This window comes from Microbacterium sp. NPDC087868 (genome assembly GCF_044900755.1).
Classification (GTDB): Bacteria; Actinomycetota; Actinomycetes; order Actinomycetales; family Microbacteriaceae; genus Microbacterium; species Microbacterium galbinum.
In genome coordinates this window covers 383,672-398,058 of sequence record NZ_JBJDNO010000001.1, presented here as the reverse complement: position 1 = coordinate 398,058, position 14,387 = coordinate 383,672, and the positions used below count along the sequence as shown (strand labels likewise).

General features: G+C 69.5%; 14 protein-coding genes and 4 tRNA genes. 12 read left to right on the top strand and 6 right to left on the bottom strand.

The window, feature by feature from the left end:
• Nucleotide 1: 1 nt before the first annotated feature.
• The 3 genes from ACI2JZ_RS02015 to ACI2JZ_RS02005 all read right to left on the bottom strand — a co-directional run bounded on the left by ACI2JZ_RS02015 (nucleotide 2) and on the right by ACI2JZ_RS02005 (nucleotide 297).
• Nucleotides 2-73: transfer RNA gene (locus ACI2JZ_RS02015), tRNA-Val, on the bottom strand.
• Between the two features lie 26 nt (nucleotides 74-99).
• Nucleotides 100-170 (bottom strand) — tRNA-Cys (locus tag ACI2JZ_RS02010).
• A 54-nt stretch (nucleotides 171-224) separates the two neighbouring features.
• Nucleotides 225-297, bottom strand: a tRNA-Gly gene (locus ACI2JZ_RS02005).
• A 151-nt stretch (nucleotides 298-448) separates the two neighbouring features.
• Between ACI2JZ_RS02005 and ACI2JZ_RS02000 the strand changes: the two genes are divergently transcribed.
• From ACI2JZ_RS02000 to ACI2JZ_RS01970, 7 genes are all read left to right on the top strand, one after another.
• A tRNA-Val gene (locus tag ACI2JZ_RS02000) sits at nucleotides 449-521 on the top strand.
• 130 nt (nucleotides 522-651) lie between these two features.
• Nucleotides 652-1,440 (top strand): helix-turn-helix domain-containing protein, encoded by a 789-nt coding sequence (locus ACI2JZ_RS01995; RefSeq protein ID WP_404596352.1) that lies wholly within the window; start codon nucleotides 652-654, stop codon nucleotides 1,438-1,440.
• Nucleotides 1,441-1,545: 105 nt separating this feature from the next.
• Entirely contained in the window at nucleotides 1,546-2,511 is a 966-nt protein-coding gene (locus tag ACI2JZ_RS01990; RefSeq protein ID WP_247622400.1) for an ABC transporter substrate-binding protein, read from the top strand.
• The gene (locus ACI2JZ_RS01985) at nucleotides 2,508-3,398 is read left to right on the top strand and encodes a siderophore-interacting protein (RefSeq protein ID WP_404596351.1); all 891 of its coding nucleotides are present in this window, start codon (nucleotides 2,508-2,510) and stop codon (nucleotides 3,396-3,398) included. The genes ACI2JZ_RS01990 and ACI2JZ_RS01985 overlap by 4 nt, the downstream gene beginning before the upstream one ends.
• Before the next feature lie 10 nt (nucleotides 3,399-3,408).
• Nucleotides 3,409-4,437 (top strand): iron chelate uptake ABC transporter family permease subunit, encoded by a 1,029-nt coding sequence (locus ACI2JZ_RS01980; protein ID WP_404596350.1) that lies wholly within the window; start codon nucleotides 3,409-3,411, stop codon nucleotides 4,435-4,437.
• 56 nt (nucleotides 4,438-4,493) lie between these two features.
• Entirely contained in the window at nucleotides 4,494-5,498 is a 1,005-nt protein-coding gene (locus ACI2JZ_RS01975) for a FecCD family ABC transporter permease (protein ID WP_404596770.1), read from the top strand.
• A gap of 56 nt (nucleotides 5,499-5,554) precedes the next feature.
• Nucleotides 5,555-6,343, top strand: coding sequence for an ABC transporter ATP-binding protein (locus ACI2JZ_RS01970; RefSeq protein ID WP_404596769.1), 789 nt, complete (start codon nucleotides 5,555-5,557; stop codon nucleotides 6,341-6,343).
• A 9-nt stretch (nucleotides 6,344-6,352) separates the two neighbouring features.
• On the opposite strand, the gene ACI2JZ_RS01965 is transcribed toward ACI2JZ_RS01970, so the two are convergent.
• Entirely contained in the window at nucleotides 6,353-7,129 is a 777-nt protein-coding gene (locus ACI2JZ_RS01965; RefSeq protein WP_404596349.1) for an SDR family NAD(P)-dependent oxidoreductase, read from the bottom strand.
• Nucleotides 7,130-7,214: 85 nt separating this feature from the next.
• On the opposite strand from ACI2JZ_RS01965, the gene ACI2JZ_RS01960 reads away from it, so the two are divergent.
• The 3 genes from ACI2JZ_RS01960 to ACI2JZ_RS01950 all read left to right on the top strand — a co-directional run bounded on the left by ACI2JZ_RS01960 (nucleotide 7,215) and on the right by ACI2JZ_RS01950 (nucleotide 10,302).
• Nucleotides 7,215-7,766 carry a TetR/AcrR family transcriptional regulator gene (locus ACI2JZ_RS01960; protein WP_404596348.1) on the top strand — a complete coding sequence of 184 codons (552 nt, stop codon included), beginning with the start codon at nucleotides 7,215-7,217 and terminating at the stop codon, nucleotides 7,764-7,766.
• 24 nt (nucleotides 7,767-7,790) lie between these two features.
• Entirely contained in the window at nucleotides 7,791-8,840 is a 1,050-nt protein-coding gene (locus tag ACI2JZ_RS01955) for a 2,3-butanediol dehydrogenase (RefSeq protein WP_247632153.1), read from the top strand.
• A 133-nt stretch (nucleotides 8,841-8,973) separates the two neighbouring features.
• On the top strand, nucleotides 8,974-10,302 hold the full coding sequence (locus tag ACI2JZ_RS01950) for a flavin monoamine oxidase family protein (protein WP_404596347.1): 1,329 nt from the start codon (nucleotides 8,974-8,976) through the stop codon (nucleotides 10,300-10,302).
• A gap of 28 nt (nucleotides 10,303-10,330) precedes the next feature.
• Here the strand turns inward: ACI2JZ_RS01950 and ACI2JZ_RS01945 are convergent, their stop codons facing one another.
• Nucleotides 10,331-11,635, bottom strand: coding sequence for an ABC transporter permease (locus ACI2JZ_RS01945; RefSeq protein ID WP_404596346.1), 1,305 nt, complete (start codon nucleotides 11,633-11,635; stop codon nucleotides 10,331-10,333).
• Nucleotides 11,632-12,333, bottom strand: a complete 702-nt coding sequence (locus tag ACI2JZ_RS01940) for an ABC transporter ATP-binding protein (protein ID WP_247622391.1) — start codon at nucleotides 12,331-12,333, stop codon at nucleotides 11,632-11,634. Before ACI2JZ_RS01940 ends, ACI2JZ_RS01945 begins: the two co-directional genes overlap by 4 nt.
• Nucleotides 12,334-12,487: 154 nt before the next feature.
• On the opposite strand from ACI2JZ_RS01940, the gene ACI2JZ_RS01935 reads away from it, so the two are divergent.
• Both ACI2JZ_RS01935 and ACI2JZ_RS01930 read left to right on the top strand, forming a co-directional pair.
• The gene (locus tag ACI2JZ_RS01935) at nucleotides 12,488-13,675 is read left to right on the top strand and encodes a histidine kinase (RefSeq protein ID WP_404596345.1); all 1,188 of its coding nucleotides are present in this window, start codon (nucleotides 12,488-12,490) and stop codon (nucleotides 13,673-13,675) included.
• Nucleotides 13,672-14,340 (top strand): response regulator, encoded by a 669-nt coding sequence (locus ACI2JZ_RS01930; RefSeq protein WP_404596344.1) that lies wholly within the window; start codon nucleotides 13,672-13,674, stop codon nucleotides 14,338-14,340. Before ACI2JZ_RS01935 ends, ACI2JZ_RS01930 begins: the two co-directional genes overlap by 4 nt.
• Nucleotides 14,341-14,387: the final 47 nt, after the last annotated feature.

Here is a 14,387-nt window from a genome sequence, read left to right as displayed (position 1 = left end):
GTGCGCGATACTGGGATCGAACCAGTGACCTCTTCCGTGTCAGGGAAGCGCGCTACCGCTGCGCCAATCGCGCCTATGAAGGCTATTCAGTTCTCAGTGAGGTGGCGACGGGATTCGAACCCGTGTAAACGGCTTTGCAGGCCGGTGCCTAGCCGCTCGGCCACGCCACCGTGTGGATTGACCCCACGTGCGGAAGGCCTTCCGAAGAAGACCCTCTGCACTCGAGCGGATGACGAGACTCGAACTCGCGACCCCAACCTTGGCAAGGTTGTGCGCTACCAACTGCGCTACATCCGCATTTCGTTCCCGGTTGTCCCGGGCACTTATGAAACATTAGCCGATGATTCGCGACTGTCCAAACCGGAAGCGAATCTCGCGCGTGTCTCGCCGGATGGTCATCACGGCCCGCGCGCGTCCGGTAGTATCGTTTCTCGACCCCCTGGGTCATGGGCGATTGGCGCAGTTGGTAGCGCGCTTCCTTCACACGGAAGAGGTCATCGGTTCGAGTCCGGTATCGCCCACACATCAGAGCCCCGCACGTCGCCTCGACGGAGCGGGGCTTCTTCGTTCCGCCCCATCCCTCGGCGAGACGAGCGCGCGTGCTAACTTAGGGTGTCCTAATCTACCCACGGGAAGGCAAGCGGAGGCTCCATGTCGCTCACCGACACCGACTCCGAGGAGAGCGTCGCCTGGCGCATCGGAACGAACGAGTTCGACGTGGTCGACGGGGCCGCTTGGGACACCCACACCCACCCCGACCGTCACGAACTGCTCTGGGGGGCGCGGGGCGTTCTCACCGCCGAGACCGAGCACGGACACTTCGCCATCCCCGCCACGCAGGGTCTCTGGATTCCCGCCGAGACGTCCCATCGCGTGATCGCCGCGGCCGGCACCTCGTTCCGCTGCACCTTCATCGACGGCGACATCGCCTCCCCCTCGCCGCGCACGACCGCGGTCGCCCTGCCCGACGTGATGCGCGCCGTGCTCGACCGACTCGAGGCTCCGCCGTACCTCGCTGCGGCACCGCGCCTGCATGCGGAGGAACTCGTGGTCAGCCTGCTCGAACCCGTCGAAGCATCCGTCGTCGACCTTCCCCTCCCCCTCGACCTGCGTACCCGAGCGATCGCCGAGGCGCTGCTCTCCGACCCCGCCGACGATCGCTCGATCGAGGAGTGGGGACATCACGTGGGCGCCAGCGCGCGGAACCTCTCACGCCTGTTCGTCGCCGAGACCGGCCTGAGCTTCTCCACCTGGCGCACCCGAGCACGCATGCGCCGCGCCATCGAATGGCTCTCCGCCGACTACACGGTCGCGCACGTGAGCCGGCGCTCCGGCTACGCGACGCCGAGTGCGTTCGTGCAAGCCTTCCGCCGGGAAGTCGGGCGCACGCCCGGCGAGTACGCCGCGCGACGCGACGAGGATTCCGCGAAGTCGGCGTGACCTCGACACGGTGTGGCATCTCCGCGACATCGGACGGATCCATACTGGGTAAGCCGAGCCTTACCTAAGCCCCGGCTCCCCGATCCTCTTCCGGAAGACCCTCCCATGCGCTCTACGCCCGTGTCCCTCGTCGCGCTCGCAGCGACCTGCCTCCTCCTGACTTCGTGCGCCGCCTCCTCCGCCGGCGGCTCCTCCACCGCGGACGACACGGTGGAGCTCACGACTCCGACCGGCGTCGACATCACGATCCCGGCCGAGCCGACGGCGGCGCTCGGCTTCTACACGACCGACCTCGACATCCTCATCACGCTCGGTTTCGACCTCGCCGGCACACAGCCGATCCGCGACGACTTCACGGCCTTCCCCGACTTCTTCCCTCAGGAGGAATTGGAGGGGCTGGAGACCTTCGGGAACTTCCCGGAATTCAACCTGGAGGCCGTGCTCGAGGCCGAACCGGACTTCATCCTCAGCGGCCTCGGCTACGAGGAGGACCTCGACGGGCAGCTCCAGAAGATCGCACCGACCTACACGTACAACGCATTCGACGGCGGCGACTGGCGAGACGTCGTCGCGAAGGCCGCGACCGATCTCGGACGCGAGGAGCAGTGGCAGGAGTGGGTCGACCAGTACGAGGCCCGCATCGCCGACATCCGCTCCCGCCTCGACGCCGCCGACATCCACCCCGTCGTCGCAGACGTCGGCTACTGGGACGGTCAGGTCACGACGTCCTGCTACGGCGTGCCCTGCCTCGTCTTCGCCGACCTCGGTCTGGAGATGGCGCCCCTGATGAACGCGACGGAGGACGGCCTGCCCGCGAGCGACGAGTACGCGGAACTGAGCCCCGAGCAGCTCGGACAGCTCGAGGGCATCGACGTCGTGTTCACCGGAGCCGAAGAGGATGGCACCGTCTGGGTCGAGGAGGACGAGGCCCTGCAGCAGAACGCGATCTGGCAGAACCTCTCGTTCGTCCAGAGCGGCGAGTACTACCCCTACAACTACGAGATGATCTACGGCTCCCCCAGCGGCATGGACGCGTTCCTCACCGTCGTCGAGAAGGCGCTCCTCGGATGACCGTCAACCTCGTGCACCGCATCGTGGTGCAGCGCGTCGAACGGCTGAGCCCGGGCATGATGCGGGTCGTCTTCGGCGGCGAAGGTCTCGATGGATTCGTGACCACCGGGGTGGGCGATGAGTACTTCCGCGTCTTCTTCCCGACCGAGGGGCAGATCGAGCCGAACCTGCCGTTCCCGACCGACGACGGCTACTGGGACTTCCCGGAGGGTGTGGATCCGGCCCCGATGCGCACGTACACGGTGCGGGACTGGGATGCCGCGGCGCGCGAGCTCACCATCGACTTCGTCGTGCACGACGGGGGGATCGCGGCGGCGTGGACCCTGCGCGCCCAGCCGGGGGACGTGCTCGGGGTCAACACGCCGAAGGCGCTCTACGCGGCGCCCGCCGACATCGAGTGGCAGCTGCTGATCGCCGACGCCACCGGCCTGCCGGCAGCCGCTCGCCTCGCTGAGAACGCGCCGAGCGGCGTCCGCACCCGTGTGGTCGTCGAGGTCGCGACGGCCGAGGACGAGCTGTCCCTGACCACCCCGGACGGAGTGGAGCTGCACTGGGTGCACGGTGGCAACGGGCACGGTCCCACGCGCATCGAGGAGATCCTGCGCGCATCCGAGCTTCCGACGGGGCGCGGGTACGTCTGGGTCGCCGGTGAGACGAAGGCCACGCGCGGCGTGCGCAAGCACCTCCGTCACGACCTGAAGCTCCCGGCGACCGACTACAAGGTCCTCGGCTACTGGACCGAGAACGCCGAAGCCTGGCGCGAGCGCTACGAATCCCTCGACGAGGGCACCCACGCGCGACTCATGGCCATGTGGAATGACGACGGCCGCTCCGAGGAGGAGATCGAGGACGCCTACGACGCCGAGCTGGAGAAGCTCGGGCTGTGAGGTGCGCGGTATGACCTCGACGCTCGTCGAGGAGAGAGCACCGCAGGTTTCGGGGGCACGCCGCGGCCTGGTGGTGCTCCTCCTCGCCGGCGCGCTCGCGCTCGTCTGCGTGGCGAGCGTGCTGTTCGGCTCGCAGCGGATCTCTCCGGTCGACGTCTGGCACGGCCTCACGGTCGGCACGGGTGACGCCGGGGCCATCGTGCAGGGCATGCGCGTCCCGCGCACGATCGTGGGCCTCGCGGTCGGCGCGGCGCTGGGCATCGCCGGAGCACTGATCCAGGGCTTCACCCGCAACCCGTTGGCCGATCCCGGCATCCTGGGGGTGAATGCGGGAGCGAGCCTGGGCGTCGTGATCGGCGTCGCCTTCTTCGGCGTGAGCGCCGCGAGTGGATACATCTGGTTCTCGTTCGCCGGCGCGATCGCGGCGACGGTCCTCGTGTACCTGATCGGTTCGGCAGGCCGCACCGCCCCGGATCCGTTGCGGATGACCTTGTCCGGTGTCGCGCTCGGCGCCGTGATGGGCGGCGTCGTGGCGGCGATCGGTCTCCTCAACCCGAGCGTCTTCGACCGGATGCGCAGCTGGAACGCGGGCTCGCTCACCTCGCTCACCCCGGACGTCTACGCCGTGCTGCCCTTCGTGTTCATCGGCCTCGTCCTCGCCTTCTGCCTCGCGCCGTCACTCAACGCTCTCGCGCTGGGCGACGATCTCGCGACCGCCCTCGGATCCCGGGTCGCCCTCACGCGTGTGCTCTCGATCGTGGCGGTGACCCTGCTCTGCGGTGCGGCCACCGCCGCGGCCGGTCCGATCGCCTTCGTCGGCCTGATGGTGCCGCACGCCGTGCGCTGGTTCGTCGGGCCCCATCAGGGCTGGATCCTCCTCGGCACCGTCTTCGCCGCACCGCTGCTGCTTCTCACCGCAGACGTGGCGGGTCGACTCGTGCTCCGCACGGGCGAACTGCCCGTCTCGGTCGTGACGGCCGTCATCGGCGCCCCGGTCCTCATCGCCCTCGTGCGTCGCCGGAAGGTGAGGGGGCTGTGAGCGCCGACCTCCTGACCACGCCGGTGGATGCCGGCCGTCGTGTCTTCACGCCGCAGATGTCCTTCTTCTCCCGACGCATCGGTGTGCGGGCGACGATCGTCGCCCTCGCCTCCACGGCGCTCGCGATCGCGGTGGGCGTGTTCGCGCTCACCCTGGGCGACGCGGTCTTCAGTCCGGGCGAGGTCGTCGCGACGCTCCTCGGCTTCGGGGAACCCCGGGCCGAGCTCGTGATCATCGAGTGGCGGCTCCCGCGAGTGCTGGGCGCACTCGTCTTCGGCGCCGCCCTCGGCATCGGCGGCGCGATCTTCCAATCGCTCACGCGCAACCCTCTGGGCAGCCCCGACGTGATCGGCTTCGACGCCGGGGCCTACACCGGCGCGTTGATCGTGATCACGACGTTCGGCGTCAGCGTCGCATCGACCGCCGCCGCCGCGCTCGTCGGCGGCTCCGCGACGGCACTGGTCGTATACCTGCTGGCGTTCCGCCGCGGGTTCACCGGGTTCCGGCTCATCATCGTCGGCATCGGAATCGCGTCGATGCTCGCCTCGGTGAACACCTGGATCATCCTCAACGCGAACCTGAACGTCGCCCTGCTCGCCGGCGCCTGGGGCGCCGGCTCGCTCAACCTCATCACGGCAGAGCAGGTCGGCATCGCCGCGTGCGTGATCATCCCGATCGCGATCGCGGTCGCGATGCTCGCCGATCGTCTCCACATGCTCGAGCTCGGCGACGACGCGGCGACCGCCCTCGGGGTGCGCACCGGAGGGGTGCGTCTGACGCTCGTGATCCTCGGCGTGGGACTCACCGCGGTCGTCACGGCGATGGCGGGACCGATCGCCTTCATCTCGCTCGCGGCACCCCAGATCGCCCGCCGCCTCACCGGTTCGGCGAGCGTCACGCTCACGGCATCCGCCGCTCTCGGCGCACTGCTGCTGGTCGCGAGCGATGTGCTCGCGCAGCGGCTGTTCGCCCCGACGCAGATCCCGGTCGGCCTCGTCACCGTCTGCCTCGGCGGCGTCTACCTGGTCTGGCTGCTCATCCAGGAAGCGAGAAGCCGATGAGCGAGAAGCCGATGACCGAGAAGACGATGACCGAGAAGACGATGACCGAGAAGACGATGACCGAGACCCTCACCCGAGCCCGCTTGCAGGGCGCCGACCTCACGATCGGCTACGACGGCCGCGTGGTGTCTGCGCATCTCGACGTCGAGATCCCCGCGGGCTCGTTCACGGTCATCGTCGGCCCGAACGCCTGCGGCAAGTCGACGCTGCTGCGTGCGCTCGCGCGTCTGCTGCGCCCCACGACCGGGCAGGTGCTGCTCGACGGTCGAGCGATCTCGGACCTGCCGACGAAGGAGATCGCGCGGCGACTCGGGTTGCTCCCCCAGACGTCGCTCGCCCCGGACGGCATCCGCGTCTCCGACCTCGTCGCCCGCGGTCGACACCCCCACCAGACGATCCTCCGCCAGTGGTCGCACACCGACCAGGCCGCCGTGGCCGCCGCCCTCGCGGCGACGGGCACGACCGAGCTCGCGGGGCGTCTGGTCGACGAGCTCTCCGGCGGACAACGCCAGCGCGTCTGGGTGGCGATGCTGCTCGCGCAGGAGTCGCCGACGATGCTGTTGGACGAGCCGACGACGTTCCTCGACATCGCGCACCAGTACGACCTGTTGCGCCTGTTCCACGGCCTCCACGCCGAGGGACGCACGGTCGTCGCCGTGCTCCACGATCTCAACCAGGCCGCGCGCTTCGCCGATCACATGATCATGATGCGCGATGGCGAGATCGTGGCCTCCGGGGATCCGTCGACGATCGTCACGGCCGAGCGGGTCGAGGAGGTCTTCGGACTCGCCTGCTCCGTGATCCCCGACCCGCACGCCGGGACGCCCCTGGTCGTGCCGCTGTGAGCCGTCGGCTCAGCCCATGAAGGCGCGCAGGTCCGGGTAGCCGGTCGTCGCCCATGCACCGTCGACGACGATGTTCTCGCCGTTGACGTACGACGCGTCGGCCGACGCGAGGAACAGCGCGACGCCCGCGATCTCGTCGGGATCGGCGGCGCGCTTCGCGGGGATGCGATCCAGGTAGGTGTCCATGACTCCCGGGACGGCCAGCAGTCCGCCCGTGAGCGGCGTGGCGACCAGGCCGGGCGAGATCGCGTTCACTCGGATGCCCTGCTCGGCGAGCTCGAGCGCGGCGTTCTTCGTGAGCATCACGACACCGGCCTTCGCGGTCGAGTACCCGGCACCGGAATGCATCGGCACCTGGGAGTTCAACGATGCGATGTTCACGATCGAACCCGCGCCGCCCTGGGCGAGGAACTGCTTCGCGCCGAGCTTCGTGCCCAGGAACGCGCCGTAGAGGTTCAGCTTGATGTTGAAGTCCCAGGTCGCGAGATCCATGTCGATGACGCGGCCCGGCTTCGAGCCGCCGGCGACGTTGTACACCGCATCGATCCGGCCGAATCGTTCGACGGCGGCGGCGAAGAGCGCCTCCATCGACTGCTCGTCGGTGACATCGGTGCGCAGGCCCGCCACGTTCTCGCCGAACGTCTCGGTGGCGGCGGCCACGGCATCCGCGTTGATGTCGGCGACGAACACCTTCGCACCCCGATCGACCAGGCGGCGCGTGATCGCCGCTCCGATCCCCGACACTCCGCCGGTGACGACCGCGACGCTGTTCTCGAACCCTGACATGACTTCCTCTCTGCGGCACCGTCGTGGTGCCGTCCTTCCCGCCACGTTACGCCTTATCTGACACATGTCGGATAAACTGGGCGACATGGATGCACGGGCGCGACGTTCACGGGAGCACCTCCGCGACGCCGTCCTGGATCTGGCTGGACGGATGCCGATCGCCGACGTGACCGCCTCCGCGATCTGCACCGCGGCGGGCGTGACCCGCGACACCTTCTATCGCCATGCCGAGAGCCCCGTCGATCTTCTCGCCGATGCCCTCTCGTCCGAGATCGCCGAAGCGATGGAGATTCTCCCGCGCACCGACGCGATCGGTGACGGCGAGCGGGCACTGCTCGAGCACGTCCTCCACCGCGCGGACGTCTACCGCGGCGCGATGCACCCCCTGCTCGCCGCTCCCGTGCGCAGCAACCTCGAGCGGTCCATCCGGTCGGGCCTCGAACTCTGGGTGCACCTTCACCCCGACATCGTTCCCCCGGACTTCCGCGACGATCCCGCGGCGATGGCGATCGCGTTCGCCTACGCCGCCGCCGGCACCGTGGGTTCCATCGAGGAGTGGCTGCGCAGCGGCGACGACGACATCGACCGCGCCGTGAGGCTCATCCTCGCGGCGTCCCCGGAGTGGTGGCTGCGCTGACGGCCGCCGGAAAAGGAGAGAAACATGAAGGCCGCAGTTTTCCACGCGCAGGAGGACCTCCGCATCGAGGAGGTCGCAGATCCCTCCCCCGGACCCGGGCAGGTCAAGCTACGCAACGCCTTCGCGGGCATCTGCGGCTCCGACCTGCACGTCTACTACACGCCGGAGGCAGCGGGCCTCGACTTCGAACACCCGCATCCGCTGACCGGGTCGACCCTCCCCCAGATCCTCGGACACGAATTCTCGGGCACGGTCGTCGAGCTCGGCGAGGGCGTCGACGGAATCTCGGTCGGAGACCGAGTGGCCGTCTGGCCGATCTACTACTGCGGTGACTGCGCTGCATGCCGCCGCGGCATGTACAACGCTTGCCAAAAGATCGGATTCCACGGCCTGAGCTCGGACGGCGGCGGCATGGCCGAGTTCACGACCGTCGACGCGTCGAAGCTGCACGTGCTTCCCGAGAACGTCGACCTGCGTCTCGGCGCCCTGGTCGAGCCGATGGCGGTCGCATGGCACGCCGTCTCGCGCAGCGGCGTGGAGTCGGGGGGAACCGCCCTCATCGCCGGGGCCGGCCCCATCGGCATCGGCGTGTGGTTCGCCCTCAAAGCACGTGGCATCGAGAAGGTGCTCGTGTCCGAGCCCAGCGCCGATCGACGCGCGATCATCGCGGCCCTCGGCGCCACGGTCGTCGACCCGGTGACGGAGGACCTCGGCGCGGCCGTCACCGCTCTGACCGACGGCGACGGCGTGGACGTGGCGTTCGATGCCGCCGGCGCCGGCCCCGCCATCACCTCCTCGCTCGCGAGCCTCGTGCCGGGTGGCCGTGTCGTCGTCGTCGCGATCCACGAGCGCACGATGGACTTCCTGCCGACCCAGCTGGTGATGGCCGAGACCGAGATCGCCGGCGCGCTGGCGTATCTCCCCGAGGACTTCGACGCGGTCATCGCCGCGATGGCCGCAGGCGTGTACGACACGACCGGATGGGTGAAGGACGTGCCGCTGGATGGCGTCGTGGATGCGATCCACGCTCTCCGTGGCGGCGCCGGGGCGAAGATCCTCGTCCAGTCGAACTGACGCGCACCTCAGGGCGATGGCCGGGACCCGACGCGATCGGTCCCGGCCATCGCCCTGAGCTCTTCCATCGGTGGGGTCCGACTGACTAACGTCGGGATCACCCCCTGCGATGCCCTCCGGCGAAGGAGCCCTCATGCACACCTCTGACGCGATCGTGATCGGTGCGGGAATCGCCGGCCTCTCTGCCGCGCGACTTCTTCGGGCGGAGGGCTTGAGCGTCGTCGTCCTCGAGGCGCGGGACCGCATCGGCGGCCGTGTGACGACCGATCGCTCCGCCGGCCGGGTCACGGATCTCGGCGCCTCCTGGATCCACGGCATCGACGGCAGCCCGGTCGCGGCCGCGGCGACGGCCTTCGGCATGCGCACGCAGGAGTTCACGGTCGGGGGCTACCAGCCCGACAGTCGTCCGATCGCTCACTACGGCCCCGACGGCATCCGTCTGTCCGACGCGGATGCCCGTGCCTACGTCGCCGACATCCGTGCGGTGGATGCGGCGCTCCGCGACGCCATCGCCGTGTCGGCGGCCGATGCGTCGTATCGCGATGTGACGGAGGCCGCCCTCGCGATGCAGGGATGGAACGCCGACCGCACGCAGCGGGTGCGCGAGTACCTCGAGCACCGCGCCGAGGAGCAGTACGGCGCGTGGATCGAGGACCTCGCCGCTCACGGGCTCGACGACGACACGATCGACGGCGACGAGGTCGTCTTCCCCGACGGGTACGACAGCCTCGCCACGCACCTGGCGGAGGGGCTCGACGTACGGCTCGACCACCCCGTCTCCCGTGTCGAGTGGTCGGCGGAGGGCGTCGTCGCCACCACACCGCACGAGGTCTTCCGCGCGACGGCGGCGGTACTCACGGTGCCGGTCGGGGTGCTGCAGTCCCCCGCATTGGTGATCGACCCTGCGCTGCCCGAGCTTAACGCCGGCGCGCTGTCGCGCCTGCGCATGAATGCGTTCGAGAAGATCTTCCTCCGCTTCCCCGCGCGGTTCTGGGACGACGGCGTCTATGCGATCCGCCAACAGGGGCCGGAGGGCCGATGGTGGCACTCCTGGTACGACCTCACCGCCCTCGACGACGAGCCGACGCTGCTCACCTTCGCCGCGGGGCCTGCGGCGCAGGAGACGCGGGACTGGGATGACGATCAGGTCGTGGAATCGGTGCTCGCGCAGCTGCGCCGGCTGTTCGGCGCCGACGTGCCGGCCCCCGTTGCGGTGAATCGCACGCACTGGCAGGACGATCCGTTCGCCCACGGTGCCTACGCGTACATGACGCTCGGCTCGACGACCGCCGATCACGACGACCTGGCGACCCCGATCGGAGGCGTGCTGCACATCGCCGGAGAGGCGACCTGGACCGATGACCCGGCGACCGTGCCCGCCGCGCTCCTGTCGGGGCACCGCGCGGCGGCCCGGGTCCTCGGGCGCGAGGTCGCGGTCGAGCGGCTGTGGTCCCGGCCGTGAACTCCGGACCGCAGCCACCGACCGCACCTCACTCGTAGCGCAGGGACTCGACGGGGTCGGCTCGCGCTGCCCGGGCGGCGGGCAGGGTCCCGGCGAGGAAGGCGATCACCATCACGAGGGCGATGATCGACAGGACCGAGACCGGATCGAAGGCGATGAGGGTCAACCCCGGCAGGTCCGCGAGGAGGCCGTCGGCCAGGACCGCGCTGATCCCCGCGCCGGCGAGCATCGCGATCCCGACGCCGATCGCGCTCCCGAGGAATCCGAGGAAGGCGGCTTCGAGGCTGAACAGACCGAACACGCGTCCCGAGCCCATGCCCATCGCCTTCATCAGACCGATCTCGCGCGTGCGCTCCTGAACCGACATGTACAACGTGTTCACGATGCCGAACGCCGCGGCCAGCAGGGCGATGATCGCGAAGGCGTTGAGCACGAGCACGATTCCGTCGATGACGGTGGTGATGGTGCCGAGCTGGTCGGCCACGGTCGTCCCGGTGAACCCGGCATCGGCCAGACGGTCCTTCAGCGCCTGGATCTCGTCGTCCGTCGCGTCGGGTGCGAACCACACCGTCGCCGATGCGAAGCGGTCGACCTGATCCGCGGGCAGGCCGGTCGTCTGGGCCTCGACGAGCGCGTCGCTCATCGACCGGTTCACGAGAATGCTCGAACCGGTCGGGCTCGCGAGCGCCTCCTCGGTGATACCGACGACGGTCGCGTCGATCGTGTGCGAGGTGCGCGCCGAATCCGTGATCCCCAGCGTGACCGTGGAGCCGAGCGCATCGTCGTCGTCCGCGAACCCGAGGGCCTCGACGTAGGCGGCGGGCAGCGCGACCTCCGTCTCCGACGCGTCGTCGTCGGGATCCGTTCCGGCGGCGAGCACGGTCGTCTGCCCCGGGATGAGGCTCCCGACCGAGGCGACGAACGGCGTGCCGTCGCCGGCCCGGATGAAATCGGGGGTGATCGTGCGCGTGGGATCCACGCGCACGACGCCATCGATCCCCTCGATCTCGGCGACGTCATCGGGATCGAGCGCGATCACCGTCTGCCCGGGGATGCCGCTCGAGACCTCGTCCGGGTCGTACTCGCGCGGTTCCCCGCCGGTCGCGCCCGGCACCGTCGTCGCATCGTCCGCCGCCCGCGTGACGCTCATCGCGTCGGCGGCGCCGACCCCCGAGACCGTGTCGTCGATGTACCGATTGATCCCGGTGCCGAGGCCGCCGGTCAGAGCGAGCGTGAAGGCTCCGACGAAGATCGCCAGGATGGTGAGGATCGTGCGGGTCTTCGCTCGGAACGTGTTCGAGATCGCCGATCCGACGAGGTCCGCGGCCCTCATGCGGCGACCTGCTCTTCGCTCTCGTCGACGATGCGCCCGTCGCGGATGACGATCCGGCGATCGCAGCGCGCCGCGAGATCCTCGTCGTGGGTGACGACGATCAGCGTGATGCCGTGCTCGCGGTTGAGTCCGAACAGGATGTCCTCGACCACTGCGCCCGTCGCACTGTCGAGGTTGCCGGTCGGCTCGTCGGCGAAGATGATGCGCGGATTGTTCACCAGTGCGCGCGCGATCACGACGCGCTGCTTCTGACCTCCGGAGAGGTCCACCGCCCGGTTGCGCGCCTTGTCGGCGAGGTCGAGCTGCTCGAGCGCGGCCATGCCGCGTCGGCGACGCTCGCCCGCCCGGACGCCCGCGATCTTGAGCGGCAGCACGACGTTCTCGAGCACGCTGTTGCCGCCGGTGAGGAAGAACTGCTGGAAGACGAAACCGAACGTCTTGTTGCGCGTGCGGTTGAGCTGTGCACCCCGCAGGCGAGCCGTCTGCACACCCTCCAGAGCGATCGTTCCGGTGTCCGGGGCATCGAGCAGGGCGAGCAGGTGCATGAGGGTCGACTTTCCCGATCCGCTCTTGCCGACGATCGCGATCGATTCCCCTTCGCCGACGTCGAAGCTCACCCCCTTGAGCGCATCGAAGCGGGTCGGGCCACGCCCGTAGGACTTGTGGACATCCCTGATCTGAAGAAGGGGTGCGGGCATCGGAGAACTCCGTTCGGATCGACGGATATCAGCGTCCCTCTCGCGCCGGGGTCCGCACATCCCTCGATCGTGTTCCATGTGTACCGCGTCCGCGGTACTCCCGATGACCCGGGCGACCGACGCGACGGCGGCCGTTCCACGGCAGACTGAGGGGATGGCAGAGCACACCGACGTTCCCGAGGCGCCCGCGGATCCGCGCCCCCGGATGCCGGTATGGCTCCCCGACGTGCTCGTCGCTGTCGTCGTGCTCGTCTTCGCCCTGGCACCGACTCCGATCCCCGACTTCCGACCGACGAGCGTGCTCTCCCTCGTCCTCGTGCTCCTCCCCCTCGCGATCGTCCCCTGGCGACGGCGCTGGCCGCTCCTGACGCTCGCCGCGCTCCTGGTCAACTTCGGCGCCGCAGCCGCCACCGGCATCCTGTCGCCCGGTATCGGCATCGCGATCGGCCTCGCGATGTACCAGGTCACCCTGCGCACCATCCGTCGACGCGCGCTGCTGATCGCGGCGTGCGCCGTCGTCGCCGTGATGCTGTTGTCCCTGCTCTCGGCGATCGGCTCCGTATACGACCCGCGGGCGTTCCAGTTCGGGCTGATCGTGGCGCTCTCGACCGCCCTCGGCGACGCGGCGCGCTCGCGGCGCGACTACATCTCCGCCATCACCGAGCGGGCGGAACGCGCGGTGCGCAGCCGAGAATCCGAAGCCCAGCGGCGCGTGAGCGAGGAACGGCTGCGGATCGCCCGGGATCTGCACGACGCGGTCGCGCACCAGATCGCGGTCATCAGTCTGCAGGCGGGAGTCGCGACCTCGGTGATCGACGATCGCCCGGAGAAGGCCAAGCAGGCATTGGCGACGATCCGCGGCGCCGCGCGCAGCGTGCTCGGCGAGATCGGAGACCTCATGTCGATGCTGCGCACGGCCGACGTCGGCGACGGGAGCACCGGCCCCCAGGCCGGCACCGACCGCATCGACGAGCTCGTCGCCCAGTTCGCGTCGTCCGGATTGGAGGTGACGGTGCGCACCGAGGGCGACCTCGACCGCGTCACCGGTGCGACCGGGCTCGTCGCCTACCGCGTCGTCCAGGAGGCACTCACGAACGCGCACAAGCACGGCACCGAGCATCGCGCCCACCTCCTGCTCCGCGCCGACGACGACGGCCTCGCGATCACGGTCACCAATCCGACGACCGCGTCGCCCTCACCCGGCGGCAGCGAGTCCCCCGGTCTCGGTCTCCTCGGCCTTCGCGAGCGCGTGACCTCCGTGCGAGGCACGGTCGACGCAGGACCCGACGGCGGCAGCTGGAAGATCCGCGCCTGGATGCCGCGGTCGAAGGAGCAGTCGTGATCCGCGTTCTCATCGTCGACGACCAGGCACTGATCCGACAGGCGGTCGCCGACATCCTCGGCGCGCAGGACGACATCGACGTCATCGGGCTTGCCGCGAACGGGCGGGAGGCGATCGACTTCGTGTCGGCGCATCGGCCGGACATCGTGATCATGGACATCCGGATGCCCGTGCTCGACGGCATCGAGGCGACCGCGCAGATCTGCCGGGCGCCGGGTCTCGAGGGCGTCCGCGTGCTCATCCTGACCACCTTCGAGGAGGACGAGTACCTCGTCCAGGCGCTTCGTGCGGGCGCCAGCGGCTTCATCGGCAAGGGCGCCGAGCCCGACGACATCCCGCGCGCCGTGCGCTCCGTGCACGCCGGCGACGCCCTGCTCTCCCCGTTGGCGACCCGCGCACTCATCGACCGCTTCGTCGCGATGCCGGTCCGAGGAGCGCCGGCACCGGGAGTCGCCGAGCTCGATTCGCTCACCGAACGCGAGCGGGAAGTGCTGCTGATGGTCGCTCGGGGTCGCTCCAACCAGGAGATCGCGGAAGAGCTGTTCATCTCGCCGCACACCGCCAAGACCCACGTGAACCGCATCATGACCAAGGTCGGAGCGCACGACCGTGCCCAACTCGTGATCCTCGCCTACGAGAGCGGTCTGCTCGTTCACGGCGGCTGAGGGCCGTTCCTCCGCCGCGCACGAGAGCGCCCCTCCCGCTCAGAACA